Annotated in this window: 22 protein-coding genes; 11 read left to right on the forward strand and 11 right to left on the reverse strand. The window is 72.4% G+C overall.

Annotated features, from left to right (window positions below):
• Positions 1-58 precede the first annotated feature (58 nt).
• From RM704_RS17025 to RM704_RS17045, 5 genes are read left to right on the forward strand one after another with little or no spacing between them, the layout of a single operon-like run.
• Entirely contained in the window at positions 59-958 is a 900-nt protein-coding gene (locus tag RM704_RS17025) for an STAS domain-containing protein (RefSeq protein ID WP_033526134.1), read from the forward strand.
• Entirely contained in the window at positions 955-1395 is a 441-nt protein-coding gene (locus RM704_RS17030) for an STAS domain-containing protein (RefSeq protein ID WP_033526135.1), read from the forward strand. Before RM704_RS17025 ends, RM704_RS17030 begins: the two co-directional genes overlap by 4 nt.
• Complete coding sequence (locus tag RM704_RS17035; protein ID WP_033526136.1) at positions 1395-1835, forward strand: anti-sigma regulatory factor; 441 nt, start codon at positions 1395-1397, stop codon at positions 1833-1835. The genes RM704_RS17030 and RM704_RS17035 overlap by 1 nt, the downstream gene beginning before the upstream one ends.
• On the forward strand, positions 1835-2902 hold the full coding sequence (locus RM704_RS17040; RefSeq protein WP_033526137.1) for a SpoIIE family protein phosphatase: 1068 nt from the start codon (positions 1835-1837) through the stop codon (positions 2900-2902). The genes RM704_RS17035 and RM704_RS17040 overlap by 1 nt, the downstream gene beginning before the upstream one ends.
• Positions 2899-4644, forward strand: a complete 1746-nt coding sequence (locus RM704_RS17045; RefSeq protein ID WP_033526138.1) for a PP2C family protein-serine/threonine phosphatase — start codon at positions 2899-2901, stop codon at positions 4642-4644. The genes RM704_RS17040 and RM704_RS17045 overlap by 4 nt, the downstream gene beginning before the upstream one ends.
• 43 nt (positions 4645-4687) lie before the next feature.
• Here RM704_RS17045 and RM704_RS17050 read toward each other — a convergent pair whose 3' ends face one another.
• The 6 genes from RM704_RS17050 to RM704_RS17075 all read right to left on the reverse strand — a co-directional run bounded on the left by RM704_RS17050 (position 4688) and on the right by RM704_RS17075 (position 8209).
• Complete coding sequence (locus RM704_RS17050; protein ID WP_311590755.1) at positions 4688-4876, reverse strand: hypothetical protein; 189 nt, start codon at positions 4874-4876, stop codon at positions 4688-4690.
• 34 nt (positions 4877-4910) lie between these two features.
• Entirely contained in the window at positions 4911-5336 is a 426-nt protein-coding gene (locus RM704_RS17055; RefSeq protein ID WP_033526139.1) for a MarR family winged helix-turn-helix transcriptional regulator, read from the reverse strand.
• A 104-nt stretch (positions 5337-5440) separates the two neighbouring features.
• A complete protein-coding gene (locus RM704_RS17060) occupies positions 5441-6250 on the reverse strand; it encodes an SAM-dependent methyltransferase (RefSeq protein ID WP_033526140.1) in 810 nt (269 codons plus the stop codon).
• A gap of 34 nt (positions 6251-6284) precedes the next feature.
• Positions 6285-6785 (reverse strand): hypothetical protein, encoded by a 501-nt coding sequence (locus tag RM704_RS17065; RefSeq protein ID WP_033526141.1) that lies wholly within the window; start codon positions 6783-6785, stop codon positions 6285-6287.
• 293 nt (positions 6786-7078) lie between these two features.
• Positions 7079-7330 carry a DUF397 domain-containing protein gene (locus RM704_RS17070; RefSeq protein WP_033526142.1) on the reverse strand — a complete coding sequence of 84 codons (252 nt, stop codon included), beginning with the start codon at positions 7328-7330 and terminating at the stop codon, positions 7079-7081.
• A 3-nt stretch (positions 7331-7333) separates the two neighbouring features.
• Entirely contained in the window at positions 7334-8209 is an 876-nt protein-coding gene (locus RM704_RS17075; protein ID WP_498076434.1) for a Sco1979 family transcriptional regulator, read from the reverse strand.
• A 249-nt stretch (positions 8210-8458) separates the two neighbouring features.
• On the opposite strand from RM704_RS17075, the gene RM704_RS17080 reads away from it, so the two are divergent.
• Entirely contained in the window at positions 8459-9874 is a 1416-nt protein-coding gene (locus RM704_RS17080; RefSeq protein ID WP_033526144.1) for an NsdA family TPR-like regulatory protein, read from the forward strand.
• Positions 9875-9902: 28 nt separating this feature from the next.
• Here RM704_RS17080 and RM704_RS17085 read toward each other — a convergent pair whose 3' ends face one another.
• Positions 9903-10775 (reverse strand): SDR family NAD(P)-dependent oxidoreductase, encoded by an 873-nt coding sequence (locus RM704_RS17085; protein ID WP_078937024.1) that lies wholly within the window; start codon positions 10773-10775, stop codon positions 9903-9905.
• 286 nt (positions 10776-11061) lie between these two features.
• Between RM704_RS17085 and RM704_RS17090 the strand changes: the two genes are divergently transcribed.
• Genes RM704_RS17090 through RM704_RS17100 form a run of 3 tightly spaced genes read left to right on the forward strand, consistent with a single transcriptional unit; the run spans position 11062 to position 12626 of the window.
• Positions 11062-11481 (forward strand): ATP-binding protein, encoded by a 420-nt coding sequence (locus RM704_RS17090; RefSeq protein ID WP_033526145.1) that lies wholly within the window; start codon positions 11062-11064, stop codon positions 11479-11481.
• A 14-nt stretch (positions 11482-11495) separates the two neighbouring features.
• Positions 11496-12047 carry a DUF6624 domain-containing protein gene (locus tag RM704_RS17095; protein ID WP_033526210.1) on the forward strand — a complete coding sequence of 184 codons (552 nt, stop codon included), beginning with the start codon at positions 11496-11498 and terminating at the stop codon, positions 12045-12047.
• Positions 12048-12089: 42 nt separating this feature from the next.
• On the forward strand, positions 12090-12626 hold the full coding sequence (locus tag RM704_RS17100) for a GNAT family N-acetyltransferase (protein WP_033526146.1): 537 nt from the start codon (positions 12090-12092) through the stop codon (positions 12624-12626).
• Between the two features lie 34 nt (positions 12627-12660).
• Here RM704_RS17100 and mraY read toward each other — a convergent pair whose 3' ends face one another.
• Positions 12661-13728 carry a phospho-N-acetylmuramoyl-pentapeptide-transferase gene (gene mraY / locus RM704_RS17105; protein WP_033526147.1) on the reverse strand — a complete coding sequence of 356 codons (1068 nt, stop codon included), beginning with the start codon at positions 13726-13728 and terminating at the stop codon, positions 12661-12663.
• Positions 13729-14276: 548 nt separating this feature from the next.
• Here mraY and RM704_RS17110 point away from each other — a divergent pair.
• On the forward strand, positions 14277-14777 hold the full coding sequence (locus RM704_RS17110) for a hypothetical protein (protein WP_033526148.1): 501 nt from the start codon (positions 14277-14279) through the stop codon (positions 14775-14777).
• 13 nt (positions 14778-14790) lie between these two features.
• Here RM704_RS17110 and RM704_RS17115 read toward each other — a convergent pair whose 3' ends face one another.
• From RM704_RS17115 to RM704_RS17125, 3 genes are all read right to left on the reverse strand, one after another.
• The gene (locus tag RM704_RS17115; RefSeq protein ID WP_033526149.1) at positions 14791-15759 is read right to left on the reverse strand and encodes an aldo/keto reductase; all 969 of its coding nucleotides are present in this window, start codon (positions 15757-15759) and stop codon (positions 14791-14793) included.
• A gap of 64 nt (positions 15760-15823) precedes the next feature.
• Positions 15824-17131 carry an MFS transporter gene (locus tag RM704_RS17120; RefSeq protein ID WP_107072248.1) on the reverse strand — a complete coding sequence of 436 codons (1308 nt, stop codon included), beginning with the start codon at positions 17129-17131 and terminating at the stop codon, positions 15824-15826.
• Positions 17132-17271: 140 nt separating this feature from the next.
• Complete coding sequence (locus tag RM704_RS17125) at positions 17272-17877, reverse strand: LysE/ArgO family amino acid transporter (protein ID WP_438828926.1); 606 nt, start codon at positions 17875-17877, stop codon at positions 17272-17274.
• 78 nt (positions 17878-17955) lie between these two features.
• Between RM704_RS17125 and RM704_RS17130 the strand changes: the two genes are divergently transcribed.
• Positions 17956-18864, forward strand: coding sequence for a LysR family transcriptional regulator ArgP (locus RM704_RS17130; protein WP_033526151.1), 909 nt, complete (start codon positions 17956-17958; stop codon positions 18862-18864).
• Positions 18865-18913 lie beyond the last annotated feature (49 nt).

An 18913-nucleotide genomic window follows, 5' to 3' on the forward strand; every position in this document is an offset into this window, starting at 1 on the left:
TCAACCCAGCAGTCGTTCCCCGGAGCGGGGAGGCGCCCCAGCATGTGAGGAGAGACCCGTGCCGGAACAGGACACGGCAGACCAGCAGTTGACACCGACGCAGGAAGTGGCGCGGTTCCTGCGCGACCGGCAGGAGCAGATCGCCCAGCGCTGGGCCGACGCCGCGCTGTTCCGCACCGTCTTCACCCACTCCCGGGACGAGGCGGTGGAGGCGGGCCGGGCCGTGGTGGACGCGCTCGCCGCCGTGGCCGCCTCGGACAGTGTGGAGGACGCGGAGGCCGGGGGCTTCCAGGTCGTCCGTGAGCAGCTGGCGCGGACGGCCGCCTCCCGGGCGCGGGCGGGCTCCACGGTCACCCAGATCTCCACCGAGGTGGACGCGCTGCGGCCGCCCGTGACCGATCTGCTGCTGGCCGAGCTCGCCACGGCGCCGCCGGTGCATCTGCGGGAGTGCACCACCACCCTGACGGTCCTGATGGGCACCCTGCGCCTGGTGGTGCTGGAGACTGCGCTCAGTGAGGGCGAGGAGCTCATCCACCGGCAGCGGCTGCAGCTGATGGAGGTCGCCACGCCGGTGATCAAGCTGTGGGAGGGCATCGTCGCCGTCCCCCTGATCGGCACGCTGGACAGCGCACGCAGCCAGGTGGTGATGGAGCGGCTCCTCGACTCCATCGTCGAGCAACACGCCCGGTTCGCCATCCTGGACATCACCGGCGTGCCGACCGTGGACTCGCTGGTGGCCCAGCACCTGATGAAGACCGTGGCGGCGGCACGGCTGATGGGGGCCGAGTGCATCGTCTCCGGCATCCGGCCACCGATCGCGCAGACCATCGTCCATCTCGGCATCGACCTCAGCTCGGTGTTGACCCGCACGAGCCTGGCGGACGCCCTGGCCTACGCGCTCCGGCAGCAGGGCACGGACATCGTCTCCCGCGACGCCGCCGGTTCGGGGCACAGGTGAGCGGCGATCTCTTCGCCGCGTACGGCGGACCGTCCTCGTACGGGGCGCCCGTCCCCGTGCTCAAGCTCGGCAATGTACTCCTGGTGTCGCTCCAGGGCGATCTGCACGACGGGGCGGCGGAGCAGCTCCAGCAGGACATCAGCGACACGGTCGCGCGCAGCGGTGCCACGGGTGTGGTGATCGACCTCTCCGGTGTGGAGATGGTCGACTCCTTCCTCGGCAGGGTGCTCGGCGACATCGCCGCCCAGACGAGTCTGCTCGCCGCCGGGACGGTCGTGGCCGGCATGCGTCCGGCCGTGGCGATCACCCTGGTGGAGCTGGGTCTGACCCTGCCGGGGCTGCGCACCGCGCTCAGCACCGAGGACGCGTTGCGCCTCCTCGGCGAACCGGACCCGACCTTCCCCCGCCGAGGCCACGCACGCCAGGAGAGTCCGTGATGCAGACCGCCGGCGGCATCTCCGCCTGCCTGCCGATCCACTCGGATCTCGATCTGGTGTGGGTACGTCAGCATGTGCGGCAGGCGGCCGCCCAGCTCGGCTTCGGTCTGGTCGACCAGACCAAACTGGTCACCGCGGCCAGCGAGCTGGCCCGCAACACCCTGGTCCACGGCGGCGGTGGCCAGATGGAGTGCGCTCCCGTGGACCGTGGCGGCGCGCGAGGACTGCGGCTGACGTTCAGCGACGAGGGGCCCGGCATCGCCGACCTCGACCAGGCCCTCCTCGACGGCTACACCTCCGGCGAGGGGCTGGGGATGGGGCTGGGCGGCGCCCGGCGACTGGTCCACGAGTTCGCGATCGACAGCCGGGCCGGCTCGGGCACCACGGTGACGGTCACATCGTGGCTGGCGGGTGCGCCGCGTCCACGCGAGGAGCGGTGATGCCACGCGTCTGGGAGGTTCCGGTGCACGACTCCACCCGGGTGCGCGACGCCCGGGTGGCCGCCGAGGCGGCTGCGGCCCGGGCCGGGCTGGACGCGGCCCGCGCCGCGGGCTGTGCGCTGGTGGCCACCGAGCTGGCGACCAATCTGCTCAAGCACGCCGGAGGCGGGCTGATACTGCTGGAGGTCGTTTCCCGCCCCGACCCGGACCGGTCGGACGGCGCGGCCCCCATGGTGCAGATCGTGGCGATCGACCACGGGCCGGGGGTGCGCGACGTCGCGGGCGCGCTGCGCGACGGCTTCTCGACGACGTCGTCGCTCGGCGCGGGCCTCGGCACCTGCCGCCGCGTCGCCGACGACTTCGACCTGCACAGCACGGTCGGCCGGGGCACCATCGCCCTGGCCCGGCTAGGCGCCCGGCCGGGCCGCCGGACCCGTCAGGCCTCCCCCGCCCCGGCCGTGCGGGCAGGCGGTGTCAACGTCCCCTTCGCCGGCGCGGAGTTCTCCGGCGACACCTGGGCCTGGGTCCGGACGGGCGACCTGACCACGCTGATGCTGGCCGACGGGCTGGGCCACGGCGTGGCGGCGGCCCGGGCCTCCTCGGCGGCCGTGGAGCAGCTGTACCGCGCGCCCGAGCTGCCCCCGGCCCAGCTGCTGCGGCGGCTGGAGGGCGCGCTGCGCGACACCCGGGGCGCGGCCGTCGCCGTCGCCCAACTCGACCTCGCCGCAAGCCGCTTGCTGTTCGCCGGGGTCGGCAACATCGGGGCGCGGCTGCGCACCGGCGCGGACTGGCAGCCGTTGCTGTCCCGGCCGGGCATAGTCGGCGCCCACCGGGCCGCCCATCTGCCGCAGCACGAGGTGGCCTGGGGGCCGGACCGTCTGCTCGTCCTGCACAGCGACGGTCTGCCCAGCCGATGGAGCCCGGGCCCCGCCGCCCACAGCCCCTCCCTCGACCCCGCTGTGATCGCCGCCGTGATCGTGCGCGACGCGAGCAGCCCCGCCCGGCCGGTGCGCGACGACACCACCGTCGCCGTACTGAGCCCCTCCCCGCCGGACCACCTCCCATGACCCGTACCTGGACTGTCCGTTCCGTCACCGACGCCGCCCGGGCGCGTATCGCCACCGCGCGGCTGGCCACCGCGCACGGTGTGTCACCGACCGACCGGGCGCGGCTGGTGTCCATGCTCTCGGCGCAGCTGCGGCAGTGCCTGACCAAGGGCGGCACATGGCTGCTGACCGCGCGGGCCGCCACGACGCGCCCCGGCGGCTGCCGGTTCCTGGTCGAGGTGACGTCGGCGAACCGGCGGCCGGGCGAGTACCGGCAGCCCTGGCGGCTGACGGTCGCCTGCTCGGAGGAGGCGCGGACGCAGGACAGCGAGCACGTGTCCGGTGATCCGACGACGCTCGCGGAGGCCCTCTTCGGTGCGGACGAGGACGCGGCGCTGCTGCTGGAGAAACTCGACGAGCAGGAGGCGCTGGTCGCGTTCCACCGCGAGGAGCTGCACCAGACCAACCAGGGCGTCCTCGCCCTGCACGCCGAGCTGGACGCGGCCGGGCGCGCGCAGCGCGAACTGTTCGCCGCCGAGCAGAAGGCCCGCAAGGAGGCCGAGAACGCGCGCGGCAGGCTCACCCTCCTCGCCGACGCCAGCGCCGCGTTGACCGCGTCCCTCAACCCCGACGCGATCGTGCGGCTGCTGCCGTCCCTGCTGGTGCCCCGGTACGCCCGCAGCGCCGACGTCTGGCTGTTCGACGGGGAGGGCGAGGTGACCGGTGGCGGCCCGCGTCCGGCCGCCGCGGTCATCGCGGCGCGCCGCGGGCGCCCCCAGTACGCCGCCGACCATCCGGGCGAGCTGCCCGGGGTCGACGACCAGCCGCCCTCCGCGCTCGACCCCACCCGGCCGCTGCTGTGCGTGCCCCTGATCACCCGGGGCGCGCCCCTGGGCGTGCTGACGCTGTCACCGCCCGACGACGAACGGTGGGACGCCGACGACGTCTTCATGCTGATCGAGCTGGCCCGGCGGGCGGGTGTCGCGCTGGAGAACGCCCGGCGTTTCGAGCACAACCGCGACATCGCCGAGACCCTGCAACGGGCCCTGCTCACCGAGCTGCCCAGCACGCCCGGACTGCGGCTGGCCGCGCGCTACCTGCCGGCCACCCGGGGCCTGAACATCGGCGGCGACTGGTACGACGCCTTCCGGCAGCCCGACGGCAGCCTGATCACCGTGATCGGTGACGTCACCGGACACGGTCTGCACGCGGCGGTGATGATGAGCCAGCTGCGGACCGCGCTGCGCGCGTACGCGGTCGACGGCAAGACCCCCGGTCAGCTCCTCACCCATCTCCATCTGTTCCTGCACCATCTCCAGCCCGACCTGTACGCCACGGCCGTCATCGCCCGGTTCCATCCGCACGAGCCCACGCTCACCTGGGCCGCCGCCGGCCATCCGCCGCCGGTGCTGCGCTCGCCCGACGGGGACGTGCGGATCCTGGACGCCAAGCCCGGTGCGATGCTCGGCATCCCCCTGCACCAGGAGATCGCCGACCACACCGTGCCGCTGCCGCCCGGCTCGACGCTGGCGCTCTACACGGACGGGCTGGTGGAGCGTCGTGCCCTGGGCATCGACCCGGGCATCGAACGGCTGGCCACGGCGCTAGGCGGGCTCCCGTCCACGACACTGGACGAGGACCTCCAGGAGTCGGCCGACCAGTTGCTCGCCCCCTTGCTGGACGAGGAGCACGAGGACGACGTCTGCCTGCTGCTCTGCCATGTGCACAGTGCCGCGGGGCGCGTCACGGCACTGCTCAACTGACGCTTCCCCCCAGGGCCCGCAGCACCTGCTCCACGCGAGCGCGTTACGCCGGTGACAGCGCCGCCAGGGCGTCGCCGAGCCGCGCCGACAGACGTGCGGTGACGTCCGCGAGGAACCGGTGTCCGCGTTCGGTCACCACCAGGCGCACCTCGCGCCGGTCGTCGAGCCGGACGCACCGCTGGAGCAGATCGGCCGCTTCGAGGAGGACGACGTCTGCCTGCTGCTCTGCCATGTGCACAGTGCCGCGGGGCGCGTCACGGCACTGCTCAACTGACGCTTCCCCCCAGGGCCCGCAGCACCTGCTCCACGCGAGCGCGTTCCGCCGGTGACAGCGCCGCCAGGGCGTCGCCGAGCCGCGCCGACAGACGTGCGGTGACGTCCGCGAGGAACCGGTGTCCGCGTTCGGTCACCACCAGGCGCACCTCGCGCCGGTCGTCGAGCCGGACGCACCGCTGGAGCAGGTCGGCCGCTTCGAGACGGTCGCAGAGCCGGCTGGCCGTGGGCAGACCGACCCCGAGCCGCTCCGCCAGGCCGGTCAGGTTCAGCTCGGGCTCCCCGCGCACCGCGCGGAGCGCCAGGATCTGTCTCGGGGACAGACGCGGGGTGACCTCCTCCACTGCCGAGAACCAGAGCGGCACCAGGTTCTCCACCGCGTCGAGAACCTGCCGGTCGAAGTCGGCGGGGCCGGTCATGCGGGGGGCCTACCCGAAGTGCCCGGGAGTACACGGCCGTCCTGGAACACTCCACGCGCCGCCCGGATCCGCCGCCCAGGTCGTGCGCGCCGGGGCAGCTGTCGCTACGCCTTGTAGGCCACTCCCCCGTACACGTCCGTCGGCTCCGGGGACGTGCCCGGTTCCGGGCGCCACAGCGGGCAGGAGACGATGCCGGGCTCCAGCAGTTCCAGGCCCTCGTAGTAGGCGTGCAGTTGGCGGGGGCTGCGCAGGACGTAGGGGACGGCGCCGGTGTCGTCGTAGCCCTCCTGGGCGCGCTTGAGTTCGGCGTCGGTGTCCGTGCTGTCGTAGTGGACGAAGTAGCTGCCGGACGGCAGGGCGGCCTGGAGGCGGCGGACGATCTCCTTGGCCTCCTCGTAGTCCTGGATGTGGCCGAGGATGCCCATCAGCATCAGGGCCACCGGCTTGTCGAAGTCGAGGATCTTCCCGGCGGCCTCGAGGATGGTGTCCGGGTCGCGCAGGTCGGCGTCGACGTAGTCGGTGACCCCTTCGGGGGTGCTGGTGAGCAGCGCCTGCGCGTGCCGCAGCACGAGCGGGTCGTTGTCGACGTAGACGATGCGGGACTCGGGGGCGACCTTCTGGGCTACCTGATGGGTGTTGTCGTACGTCGGAAGTCCGGTGCCGATGTCCAGGAACTGGCGGATCCCGCGCTCGCGGGCCACGAAGGTGACCGTGCGGATGAGGTAGACGCGGGACGCGCGGGCCATCGTCTCGATGTTGGGGGCGATCTCGCGGTAGGCGTCGCCCGCCTCACGGTCGACCTCGTAGTTGTCCTTGCCGCCCATCCAGTAGTTCCAGATACGGGCCGAGTGGGGCACCGTGGTGTCGATCTTCGACAGGGCTTCCTGATCGGGAGTGGGGTGGCCGTCTGCCATGGGAACTCTCCTGCCTCACATCGCGTGGTCGTCGCTAACCTATCGTCAACTGTCCTGCTTCACGCCAGAGTTGGGACGAGCGAGCAGCGGGTGCACGGACGGGGCCGCCGGGCTCGCCGACATCGACGGTCACCACGGGTACGTGCTGGGCGAGGGTGTGGAACACCCGGGCGTAGGCGGTGGCCGCCTCCGTGACCTCGGGCGTGGTCAGGTGGAGCATGGCTCCGTCGCGTTCGGCCACGGCGTCGGCGAGGTCCAGGGCCTGGATCCAGGTGACGCGGGAACGTCCCCGGCGCAGCGGGCCGTGGACGAGTTCCGCGATGAGGTTGCCGTCGACGGCCAGACGTCCGGGTCCGGCGAGGAGTTCGCGGCAGGGCAGCGCGGGGTCCAGGTGATGCAGGACGGACGGCAGCCGCCGGACCTCGAACCCGACGTGCGCCAGCTCGGCGAGCAGGCGGGTGCGGCCATGTCCTTCGTGTCCCTCGACGATCAGGGTCCGGTACCGGGTGAGGGCGGGGGCGGGGGACGGTGTCATCCGTTCCCTTCGGGTGGTACGCGGCGGGTGTCTGCCTCCCGGGCCCGGCGCCGGCTCCGGAGGTGCCCCCAGTCTGGGCGGGGCCCGGGAGGTGAGGGGAGTGCGCGCGCGGGTTGTCCGGTTGTGCGGGCGTAGTGATCCGCGGAGAAGCACGGGCCGGAACCCTGGCTTTTCAGGGGCGCGGGGCTGTGTCGACATGCGGCTCCGCCGAGTGGGCGCGAGAAGCCCCACGCACCCGCACCCGCCGACCTACCCGAACCCCCGAGCCCCCGAACCCCCGAACCCCCGAGCCCTCAGGCGATGAGGAAGTCGGCCTCGCCCGCCTTCGCGCCCTCCAGGAACGCCACCATCTCCTCCCGCGAGTACACGAGCGCGGGGCCCTCGGGGTCGGTGGACTGCCGGAGGGCGACACTGCCGTCGGGCAGGCGCTTGGCCTCGACGCAGGAGCCGCCGTTGGTGCCGCTCCAGGGCTTGCGCCAGCCCTCGGCGCCGAGTTGGGGAGCGGGCATGCCGCTGTGGACGGGGCCGTCGGGTGTCCTTGCCATGTGTCACAACTCCTTGCGTAGTGCCGCCAGGATGTCCCTGGTCCGAGCCACCGGTTCCGCCTGCACGGACATCCGGTCCAGGACCTCCAGATAGGTCACGACGTCCACGGGCTGGTCGACGTACTGGGCGCCCGCGAGACCCTCGGTGTAGACGATGTCGGGGAGTTCGGAGAAGCCGAACCGGAAGTAGTGGAAGGGGCCGTACGCCCCGGGGTGGGGTCCGGCCGCGAACCGCATGATCTGGATCCTGACCTTGGGCCGTTCCGTCGCCTCGACGAGCCGGTCGATCTGCTCCCGCATCACCTGCGGACCGCCCACCGGCCGGCGCAGTACCGTCTCGTCGAGGATGGCCCAGATGGCCGGCGCCTCGGGTTTGACCAGCAGGTCCTGCCGTCTCAGGCGCAGGGCTACGTGCCGTTCGACCTCCTCGGGGCTCGCGTTGGGGAAGCCGACCCGGATGAGGGCGGCCGCGTAGTCGTGGGTCTGCAACAGGCCGGGGACGTACTGGGGTTCGTAGAGGCGGATGACGGCGGCTTCGCTCTCCAGGCTCACGTAGGCGCTGAACCACTCGGGCAGCACATCGCGGAACTTGTGCCACCAGCCGGGCTGGTTCGCCTCGCGGGCGAGGGAGAGGAAGTCCTCGATCTCGGTGCCGGAGACCCCGTAGGTGCGCAGCAGCTCCTTCACGTAGGGGATACGGAGGCCGACCTCGGCCTTCTCCATACGGCGGACCGTCAGGGCGGTGACCTCGATGGCGCGGGCCGCGTCGTCGAAGGAGACCCCGGCACGCTCCCGCAGTTGGCGGAGCCGTCTGCCGAGGACCATGCGCAGGACCGTGGGCGCCGCAGGAGCACTCCCTCCTGAGCGGGTCTCACTCACGTGCAACCTCCCGGGGCGGGATTCACAGCGTGCAGTGTGCCACGCGATCCATTGACACGGACAGGTCTTCGCGGTTCATTCTGAAATTATCAGAACGCAGGTTGCGGGCTGAGTCGTTCGGCCACCATAGTGATCGAGTGACCTGCCGCACACGCTGCGCAGCGTCCCTCGAACTCCTCCGGCCCGCCCAGGAGTTGGCGCCACGGCGGGCAGGGGTCAAGCCGCGCGCCGACACGATGCGACACCTGGATGGCCGCCGTGACGAACGGATTACCTAGGAGCAGCCCAGTCAAAGGGGCCGGCGGGCCCAACAAGCCGCTGGCGACAGCCCTGAAGGAGGCGGGCTGCTCGTACGCGTCCCTCGCCCTCCGGGTCAATGAACTGGGCCGCTGTCAGGGCGCGGAGACCAACTACGACAAGGCCTCCGTCACCCGCTGGCTCCAGGGCCAGCAACCGCGGGGGAACACACCGGAGTTGATCGCCGCGGTCCTCGGTGAACGGCTGGGCCGCGCGCTCACTCCGGCGGACCTCGGTTTTCCGCTCGACCGCGGACGACCGGTGACGGGACGGGCGTTGATGTACGTGGAGAACGTGGCCGAGACCCTGCACACCCTGGCCGAGCTGGGCTCCACCGACATCGCGCGGCGCAGTCTGCTCGGTGCGGTGCCGTTCGTGCCGGGCGCCCTGACGAACCCTCAACGGGCCTGGCTGCTGTGGCTGGTGGAGAGCCGTGACGCGCCCCGGCTCGCGTCGGTGTCGGGTGGCGGGCCGGTGGAGCAGGTCCACGCGATGCTCCGCATGTTCGACGAGATGGACAACCACTACGGGGGCGGCGGGATCCGCACGAGCATCGTGCAGTACCTCACCACCGAGGTGATCCCCCTGCTCCAGCAGCGCGGAGTCACCCCGCAGCACCGCCGCGAGCTGTTCGCCGCCGCCGCCCGGCTGGCCGCCATGGCGGGGTGGAGCTCGTACGACGCCGGGGAGTACGGCCTGGCCCAGCGGTACATGACGCAGGGGCTGCGGCTCTGCGCGGAGGGCCGCGACCATGTGCTGGGCGGGCAGATCCTCGCGGGCCTGTCCCATCTGGCGACCAGTCTGGGCCGCCCCGACGAGGGTGTGGCCCTGGCCCGGGCCGGGGTCGCCACCGCCAGGGACTCCGGCAGTCCCCTCGGGCTCATGCGGCTGCACGCCATGTCCGCGCGCGGACACGCGGCGCTCGGCCGACCCCGCGAGACCGCCGAGGCGCTGCGCGCCGCCGAGAAGCAGCTCGACGCGAGCCGGGGAGCCGCCGAGGAGTCGCCCTGGGTGCGGTTCCTCGACCACCACTACCTCCAGGCCGAGTCCGCGCTCTGCTTCCGTGACCTGGGCCTCGCCGCGCAGGCCGAGCACACCGCGAGCGCGTCGGTGCGCGCCCACGCCGACCGCCGCCGGCGCCAGGCCATCAGTCGTTCCGTGCTCGCGACGGCCCATCTCCAGCAGAACCGCCTCGACGAGGCCGTCGCCACGGCCACGGACGCGCTCGAAGCGCTCAGCGGTGTGCACAGCGAGCGGTCCATCCAGGCCCTCCGCGACTTCCGGGGCCGGCTGGCGTCCCGCCGCCACGAACCCCTCGTGCAGGACTTCGAACGCCGGTCGCGGGTGGTGCTGGGGGCGGCCGCCTGAGGTGGGCGCGGCGCGGCGGGTGCCCGCCTCAGTAGCCGTCCGGCGAGGGGGCGTTCTGGGCCCGGTCCACCGGCAGGTGGACGCCGGAGACACCGGTCGCCCAGTCGGAGAGCAGGAACACCACCGTGCGGGCCACCTCGTGCGGGGTGACGGGGGCACCGGTCGGCAGCTCCGCCCCGACGAACGCCTCGTACGCCCGCGGATCCTCTCGGCGCATCCGGTCCCAGCGGCGGCCCGGGATCAGCATCGAGCCGGGCGCGACGACGTTGACGCGGACACGGTCCGGGCCCAGCTCGCGGGCCAGGGAGGCGGCCAGCTGGATCAGCGCGCTCTTCGCCACCCCGTACTGGGCGGGCGGCCCCGGCTTCCAGCCGGAGACGGAGCCGATCAGCACGACCGAGCCACCGCCGGCGGCGCGCAGACGCGGCAGCGCGGCGCGGACGAGACGTGCGGTGTGCCCGACGTTCAGTTCCCAGGTGGCCGCCCAGTCGGCGCCGTCCGCCTGCTCGAACGTGCCGCCCCGGGAACCACCGACGCAGGCCACGAGGCCGTCGAGACCGTCCATGTCGTCTCGACCGTTCGCCCTGCCCTCGACAGCGCCGAAACGTTTCGCCGCAGCAGTGACGAAGTCCTCCAGCCGTCCGGGCTCGGTGACGTCGAGCGCGTCGGTGAACAACCGGGCCCGTTCGTCCCCCGCCAAGGAGTCACCCAGCGCCGTCAGCCCCGCCGACCGGCGCGCACAGGTAGCTACATGGGCTCCCTCGGCGAGCAGGAGCCGTACGACGCCCTCGCCCAGGCCCCGGGTGCCCCCGGTGACCACCACCCTCTTGCCCCGCATGCCGGGCCATCCGGCGGGGACGTACCGCTCCCGCAGGGACGGGCTCTCGTCGACGTTCACCATGGTGGGGAACCTATACAGCCGGCGCCACTACCCGCCCGCAACTGCACAACCCCTCCACCACCTGGCGTTTTGTGTGCGGGGTGCTGTTGTCTTCGACAACAGCACCCCCAGGAACAGCACCCCCGGGAAAACCACCTTCGAGGATGTGGAGGAACTCGATGACGGCGGTCAGTGTCGGCGCGTCCCGCCGACGGATCCCTGACGCGGCAGCGCACGACCCCGGGTGGAGCGTCCACGACGCCCCGTCCGGCGGAGCGGGGCGACCCCTGGGCGCGGTGAGGTTGCCTTGATCTCCCTCGAGAGGTCCCGCCTCGTCCGGATGGCGGTTCCCGCGCACCCTTCGTGCGCCGCCGGAGTACGGCGCACGGTGGCGGCTCACCTCGCCCGTTGGGAGCTCTCCGCGATCCTCGACGACGCGGTCCTCGCCACCGACGAACTCTTCGCCAACGCGGTCCGGCACGCGAGCGCCGACCCGGCCGACACCATCGCCGTGGTCCTCGAAAGCTCCGGGCGCGAACTGCGCGTCACCCTCGCCGACCCCTCGCCCGTGCCGCCCCGCCCTCGCACGGTGACCTCGTTCGCCGAGTCCGGGCGGGGACTGTCCATCGTCTCCGCGCTGGCCGACGACTGGGGCACCGAGCCGCCGGAACCGGGGGACGCGGGCAAGAGGGTGTGGTTCTCGCTCGCCGTCCGGGAGCCGATGTGAAGGGCGCCCCGGCCATGGAACCCACGTCACAACCCGCGCCCGGCACCGGGCCGCCCGGCATGCGGGCGCTGGCCGCCGAGCTGATCCGCCGGGCCGAGGACGAACGGCGGCTGGCCCGGGAGGCCCGGTCCGCGCCCACCGCACGGGCCCGGGACCGTATCGCCGCGTGCCACACCGGCAACGGCGACGCCCTGCGCGCGATCGTCGCCCGCCACGGGTGGCCCACCGCCGAGTCGGTCGGCGAACCCGCCTCGACGGCGGCCCTCATGCTCCTGCTGCACTCCCCCGACCTCGGCTTCCAGCTCACCTGCCGCGACCTGATCGCCGAGGCCGTCGCGGACGGCCGCTGCCCGGCGGTGCACCACGCCTACATCGCCGACCACTGCGCCGTCGCCCTGAACCAGCCCCAGTTCTACGGCACCCGCATCGACCCCGGCACCCTCTTCCCCTATCCCATCCGCCACCCCGAGTCCGTCGACGAACGTCGCCGGGACGTGGGTCTCGGCCCCCTGACCGACCACTTGCGAGCGGTGCGTCTGGACCTGGGGGCGAGCGGCGGACTGTGATATCCGATCGCCCCCACCCAGTGATCGCGTTACCTTCATCCGATGCCTGACCTACGAACCGAACGCCTCCTCCTGCGCGACTGGCGGGAGTCCGACCTCGCTCCCTGGGCGGCCATGAACGCCGACCCGGAGGTCCGCGAACACTTCCCGGACGTCCTCACACAGGAGCGGAGTGATGCGTCCGCCGCCCGTTTCCAGGCGGACCTCGACCAGCGGGGCTGGGGTTGGTGGGCCGTGGAGGTACGGGCGACGGGGCGGTTCATCGGTTTCGCCGGGCTGGATCCGGTGGACGAGGACATGCCGTTCTCCGGGGTGGAGGCCGGCTGGCGACTCGCGCGTGCGGCGTGGGGTCATGGCTATGCCACCGAGGCCGCGCGGGCGGTCGTGGACTTCGGCTTCGCGCACCTCCGGCTCCAGGAGATCCTCGCGGTGACCACGGCCGGCAACCTCCGCTCCCAGGCGGTGATCCGCCGTCTCGGCATGACCCGGAACCCGGGCGAGGACTTCGACGACGAGACCGTGCCGGAGGGACCACTGCGCCGCAACGTGGTCTTCCGGTTGACGCCCGACCCTTCCTAGGACCCCGGCGGGCCGGGCGTCACGCGCGGACCGCTCAGCTCGCGGCCCACCCCGCGTAGAACAGCCCGAGGCCGGCGATCACGCAGATGCCCTGGATGGTCCAGAAGCGGACCACGACCAGGACCTCGGACCAGCCCTTGAGTTCGAAGTGGTGCTGGAGCGGGGCCATCCGGAAGACGCGCTTGCCGGTCAGTTTGAACGAGCCGACCTGGATGACCACCGACATGGTGATCAGGACGAACAGCCCACCGAGGACGGCCAGGAGCAGTTCGGTACGGGAGCAGATGGCGAGACCGGCGAGCGCGCCGCCGAGGGCCAGCGACCCGGTGTCTCCCATGAAGATCTTGGCAGGCGAGGTGTTCCACCAGAGGAACCCGAAGCAGGCGCCCATCAGCGCGGCCGCGACGACGGCGAGGTCGAGCGGATCGCGCACCTCTATGCAGGAGGCGGGGTCGGTGAGTTCGAGGGCGTTGGCGCACGAGTTCTGGAACTGCCACAGGCCGATGAAGGTGTAGCCGCCGAAGACCATGACCGACGCGCCGGTGGCGAGGCCGTCCAGACCGTCGGTCAGGTTCACCCCGTTCGACATGGCCAGGATCATGAACAGGGCCCACACGACGAACAGCACCGGACCGATGGTCCAGCCGAAGTCGGTGACGAACGACACCTTCAGGGAGGCCGGCGTCTGGCCCCGGTCGTCCGCGAACCGGATGGCGAGCAGGGCGAACACGATGCCGACGATCAACTGGCCGGCCATCTTGGCCCCGGCCCGCAGCCCCAGCGACCGCCGCTTCACGATCTTGATGTAGTCGTCCAGGAAGCCGACCACGCCCATGCCCGCCATGAGGAACAGCACCAGGAAACCGGGGTAGGTCGGGCTCTCGCCGGTGATGACCTTGGTCGCGGCGTAGGCGACGAGGGTGGCCAGGATGAAGGCGATGCCGCCCATGGTGGGAGTACCGCGCTTGCCGGCGTGGCCGCGCGGGCCGTCGTCACGGATGAACTGGCCGTATCCCTTTCGGGCCAGCAGCTTGATCAGCAGCGGGGTGCCGATCAGCGTCAGGAACAGGCCGATGGCCCCGGCGTACAGGATCTGATTCATCGGACGGTGGTCTCCCCCTCGGTCGCGTTCGGACACGCGACTGCCGCACCGGTGTCGCTGCTTCTCACGGGTCACACCCTATGCAGTCACCTGATCTTCGTACCGGGGTGGGTAGTTGACGAGGATTCGGGGCACACGGTCCTTCCCCGCGCCGTACCGCCCGCCGCAGCCGGGCCGGTCATGGTCACCCGCCCCGAGCGCCCCGAGCCCGCGGCTCCGTATCCCGCAGTCGCGGCGCACGGCAGTCTCACCGCCGCGCTCACGTCGGCGACCCCACGGCACCCACTACCCGACCTCGGACCGCACCGGCTGGGGGACTGAGACGCCCCTCGCCGCCCCCTGCGCAGCCCGATCGCCCCACGGCGGCCGAAGCCGGCTCACTCGAAACGGTGCTCACGAGGTGGCTGTCCCGCCCCGGGCGCCCGGGGCGCATCGGGCGAGCGCCCCGCCGTCACGGGCGCCGTCGGCCGTCCTGCTCGGACCGCTGCGCCCCCTCCCCCACCGGCCCACCGCTCGGGCACCCGGGCGAGGCTGAGACACTGCACGTCATGGCCTCCTTCACTCCCGCGCGCGCCCTGCTGATGCTGACCACCGGGCTGACCTGTCTGCTGATGGCGGGCGGCGCCCTCATCGGTGCGCTGATCGGCGGCGGACCCGTCGCCCTGGGGGCGGCGGTGTGCGCCGGGCTGGTCGGCATGGTGGGCTCGCTCATCGTGCGGCGGCGGGCCATGGCGCACTTCGCCATGGCCCAGCGGCAGGCCGGGCAGCGGGGCTACGCCGAGGGCATCGCGCACGGCGTGCTCATCCATGTGACGGCCTACGAGGCCGCCGTCTTCCCCCGCACCGGGCCGAGCGGCGTCAGCGCGGAGGAACGCGAGGCCCGGCGCACCATCGCATACCGCATGGCCGCCCTCGACGAGGTGCCCCAGCGGGTGCGTCTGGCCGCCGCCGACGCCCTCGCGCTCCTCGACAAGACCGACCGCGAGGGCGCCGAGGAGGCCATGGCCCGTCTCGCCACCACCGTGCGCCTGGAGTACTCCCGCCTGTGAGGCCTACCGCCGCTCAGTGACCGCTGATCGCACGGGGGGTGTAGGCCCGCTCCAGTTCCTCGGTCTCCTTCTCCGTCAGGGCGACGTCGAGTGAGGCCACGGCGTCGGTGAGGTGGTGGGGCTTGGTGGCGCCGACGATGGGAGCGGTGACGGTGGGCCGGCCCAGCAGCCAGGCCAGGGCGATCTGCGCGCGGGGCACCCCGCGCTCACCGGCGATCCGGGTGACGGCGTCGACGATCTCCCGGTCTCCCTCCTGGTAGAGGGTCTTGCCGAAGTTGTCGGTCTCGGTGCGCGCCGTCACGGTGTCCCAGTCCCGGGTGAGGCGGCCCCGCGCGAGCGGGCTCCAGGGCAGCGTGGCGACGCTCTGGTCCTCGCACAGCGGGAGCATCTCGCGTTCCTCCTCGCGGTAGAGGAGGTTGTAGTGGTTCTGCATGGACACGAACCGTGTCCAGCCGTGCAGCCGGGCGGTGTGCTGCATCTTCGCGAACTGCCAGGCGTACATCGAACTCGCCCCGAGGTAACGGGCCTTGCCCGCCTTCACCACGTCGTGCAGGGCCTCCATCGTCTCCTCGACGGGAGTGTGGGGGTCGAAGCGGTGGATCTGGTAGAGGTCCACGTAGTCGGTGCCGAGGCGCCGCAGGCTGTTGTCGATCTCCGTCATGATCGCCTTGCGGGACAGGCCCCAGGCGTTGGGGCCCTGGTGCATGGCGCCGTTCACCTTGGTCGCGACGACGACCTCCTCGCGCCGCGCGAACTCGGCGAGCGCGCGGCCGACGATCTCCTCGCTGGTGCCGTCGGAGTAGACGTTCGCCGTGTCGAAGAAGTTGATCCCCGCGTCCAGCGCCTGCCGGATCAGCGGGCGCGACGCCTCCTCGTCCAGGGTCCATTCGTGCGTGCCTCGGTCGGGGAGGCCGAAACTCATGCATCCCACACAGATCCGGGACACGTCCAGACCCGTCGAGCCGAGCTTCACGTACTGCATCGTTGCAACTCCTGCCTGTGAGGGGTGGGCTGACAAGCGTACGAAAGAGCGGTGTGCCGATCGGTCAGATCCGGTACCGCCGCAGTGCCGGTGTTGCCGTCGCGAGGAGCAGTACGGCCGCCATGACCAGCAGGCCGCCGCCGGCGACGGCCGTCCGGGTGCCGAAGGCGGCCCCCGCCGTACCGTGCAGCACGTCGGCGAGGCGGGGGCCGCCGGCCACCACCACGGTGAACACGCCCTGCATGCGGCCGCGCATCTCGTCGGTCGCGGCGGAGAGCAGGATGGCGCCGCGGAAGACCATCGAGACCATGTCGGCGACTCCGGCGACGACGAGGAACACCACGGCGAACCACAGGCTGGTGCTCAGTCCGAAGCCCGTGATGGCCGCGCCCCAGGCCATGACGGCCGCGATGACCATCAGTCCGTGCCGGCGGGAGCGGGAGAAGGTGCCCGACATCAGGCCGCCGACGACGGCCCCGATGGGGATCGCGGCGAACAGCAGGCCGAGGGCGAGACCTTCGCCGTAGGGCGCGTACGTGGTGGCGGCCAGCTGCGGGAAGAGGGCGCGGGGCATGCCCAGGACCATCGCGATGATGTCGGCGAGGAAGGACAGCAGGAGCACCTTGTGCAGGGCGATGTAACGGAAGCCCGCGACCACCTCGCGCAGGCCTGCCCGTCTGGCCGTCGCGCTGTCCAGGGGCGGCAGGGAGGGCAGCCTGTGAACGGCCCAGAGGGTGACGCACAGGGCCAGTGCGTCGATGAGGTACAGCTCGGCCAGGCCGATCACCGGGATGAGGGCGCCGGCGAGCAAGGGTCCGGCCACCAGGCCGAGTTGCATCACGGTCGAGGTGAGCGCGGCGGCCGCCGGCAGTTCCTCGGCGGGGACGAGCCGGGCCACGGACGCGTTGCGGGCGGGTGAGTTGAGGCCGAAGAACGCCTGTTGGAGGGCGAGCAGGGCCATCAGCGTCCACACGGATTCGAGGCCGATGACCGCCTGCACCCAGAACAGCACGGAGGTGACGGCGATGCCGGTGTTGGTGACGAGCAGCAGCGTGCGGCGGTCGACGCTGTCGGCGACCGCGCCGCCCCAGAGCGCGAAGACGACCAGGGGCAGCAGTCCGGCGAGGCTGGCGTAGCCGACCCAGGCGGAGGAGCCCGTGATGTCGTAGATCTGTTTGGGGACGGCGACGGCCGTCAGCTGGCTGCCGACGGCGGTGACGATGGTCGAGGACCACAGGCGGCGGTAGGCCGGGCGGCGCAGCGGCCGGGTGTCCATCGCCCAGCGGCGCCAGCCCTTTCGGGGTGGCGCCGCCGGTTCGTCGTCCGGTGCGGTGTCGTCGCCGGTGCTGCTCTGGGTGGTGTCCACAGGCATCCTGATGCTCGATACATCTTTCGATACGGGGCACCACTATCGCGGAGATCACCGGCGCCGGGACAGGCGATTTCGCCGCTGTCTCACATGTTGTCGCCGCACCCGCGCTCGCCGGTGGACCCGGCCGCGTCGGCCGTGGCTCAGGCCCCGGCGATCAGCATCCCGCCGAGGACGAGCATCGTCACCGCGACCAGGCCGTCGAGGACCCGCCAGGCCGACGGGCGGGCCAGGAAGCGGCTGAGCAGCCGGGCGCCGAAGCCCAGGGCGGCGAACCAGCAGAGGCTGGCGAGGCCGGCGCCGAGGCCGAAGGTCCAGCGCAGCGGACCGTGGTCGGCGGCGATCGAGCCGACCAGGAACACGGTGTCCAGATAGACGTGCGGGTTGAGCCAGGTCAGTGCCAGACAGGTGAGGACGGCACGGCGCCGTGAGCCCGCCGATCCGCTCTCCGCGCGCAGCGCGCCGTCACCGGGCCGCAGGACGCGGCGGGCGGCCAGGGCGCCGTAGATCAGGAGGAAGCCGCCGCCGACGAGGGCGACCAGCTTCAGCGCGCCGGGCCAGGCGACGACCACCGCGCCGACCCCGGCGACGCCGAGGGCGATCAGCAGCGCGTCGGAGAGGGCGCAGATGGCCACGACCGGGAGCACCGCGTCGCGGTGCACTCCTTGGCGGAGGACGAAGGCGTTCTGGGCTCCGATGGCGACGATGAGGGAGAGGCCGGTGCCGAAACCGGCCGCGAGGGCTGTCATTTCACTGAACACACCCACGACGCTAGGAAACGCACCGCCTTGCGTACAGCTAAAGATTCTTACGTATCATTAGCAATCGTGATGTCTCAGCTTCCGCTCGATCTGGTGCGCACCCTGCTCGCCGTGGTGGACGAGGGCACGTTCGACGCGGCGGCGGGCACCCTGCATGTGACGCCGTCGGCGGTCAGCCAGCGGGTCAAGGCGCTGGAGCAGCGGGTCGGCCGGGTCCTGCTGATCCGGGAGAAGCCGGTGCGGCCGACGGAGTCCGGTGAGGTGGTCGTCCAGTTCGCGCGCCAGCTGGCCCGTCTCGAACACGACGCGCACGCCGCGCTCGGGATGACGGGCGCCGGGGAGACCACGCGGGTGTCGGTCGCGGTGAACGCCGACTCGCTGGCCACCTGGTTCCTGCCCGCCCTGACCCGGGTGCCGGAGGAACTGCGCCCCTGCTACGAACTGCTCCGGGAGGACGAGCAGCACACGGCCCGGCTGCTGCGCGAGGGGCTCGTGATGGCGGCGGTCACCTCGGCGCCGGACGCCGTGGCCGGCTGCTCGGTCCGGCCGCTCGGCCGGATGAGGTACCGGCCGTGCGCCTCGCCCGCCTTCGCGGAGCGGTGGCTCGGTGTCGGATCGGGCACACCGCTGCGGGACCTGATCGCCGACGCGCCGGTGGTGTTCTTCGACCGGCGCGACGAGTTCCAGGACGCCTTCGTCCGCCGGCTGACGCGGGGCCGCCCGGCCAGTGCCCGTCGGCACTACGTACCGACCTCGGAGGGTTTCGTCGACGCCGTGGCCGCCGGCATGGGCTGGGGCATGGTGCCCGCCACCCAGGCCGAACGGCTGCTCGACGTCGGCGCGCTCGTCGACCTGGCACCGGAGCGGTCCATGGACGCCCAGCTGTTCTGGCAGCAGTGGAAGCTCGACTCCCCCGCGCTGACGGCCGTGGCGGAGGCGGTCGCCGCGGAGGCCGCCGAGGCGCTCGACCCCTGACCGGCGTGCCGCCGGTCGGCGCCTCGGCCGAGCCCGCGCGGCTCCGGCC

It is taken from the genome of Streptomyces gottesmaniae (assembly GCF_031845845.1).
GTDB classification, from domain to species: Bacteria; Actinomycetota; Actinomycetes; order Streptomycetales; family Streptomycetaceae; genus Streptomyces; species Streptomyces akebiae.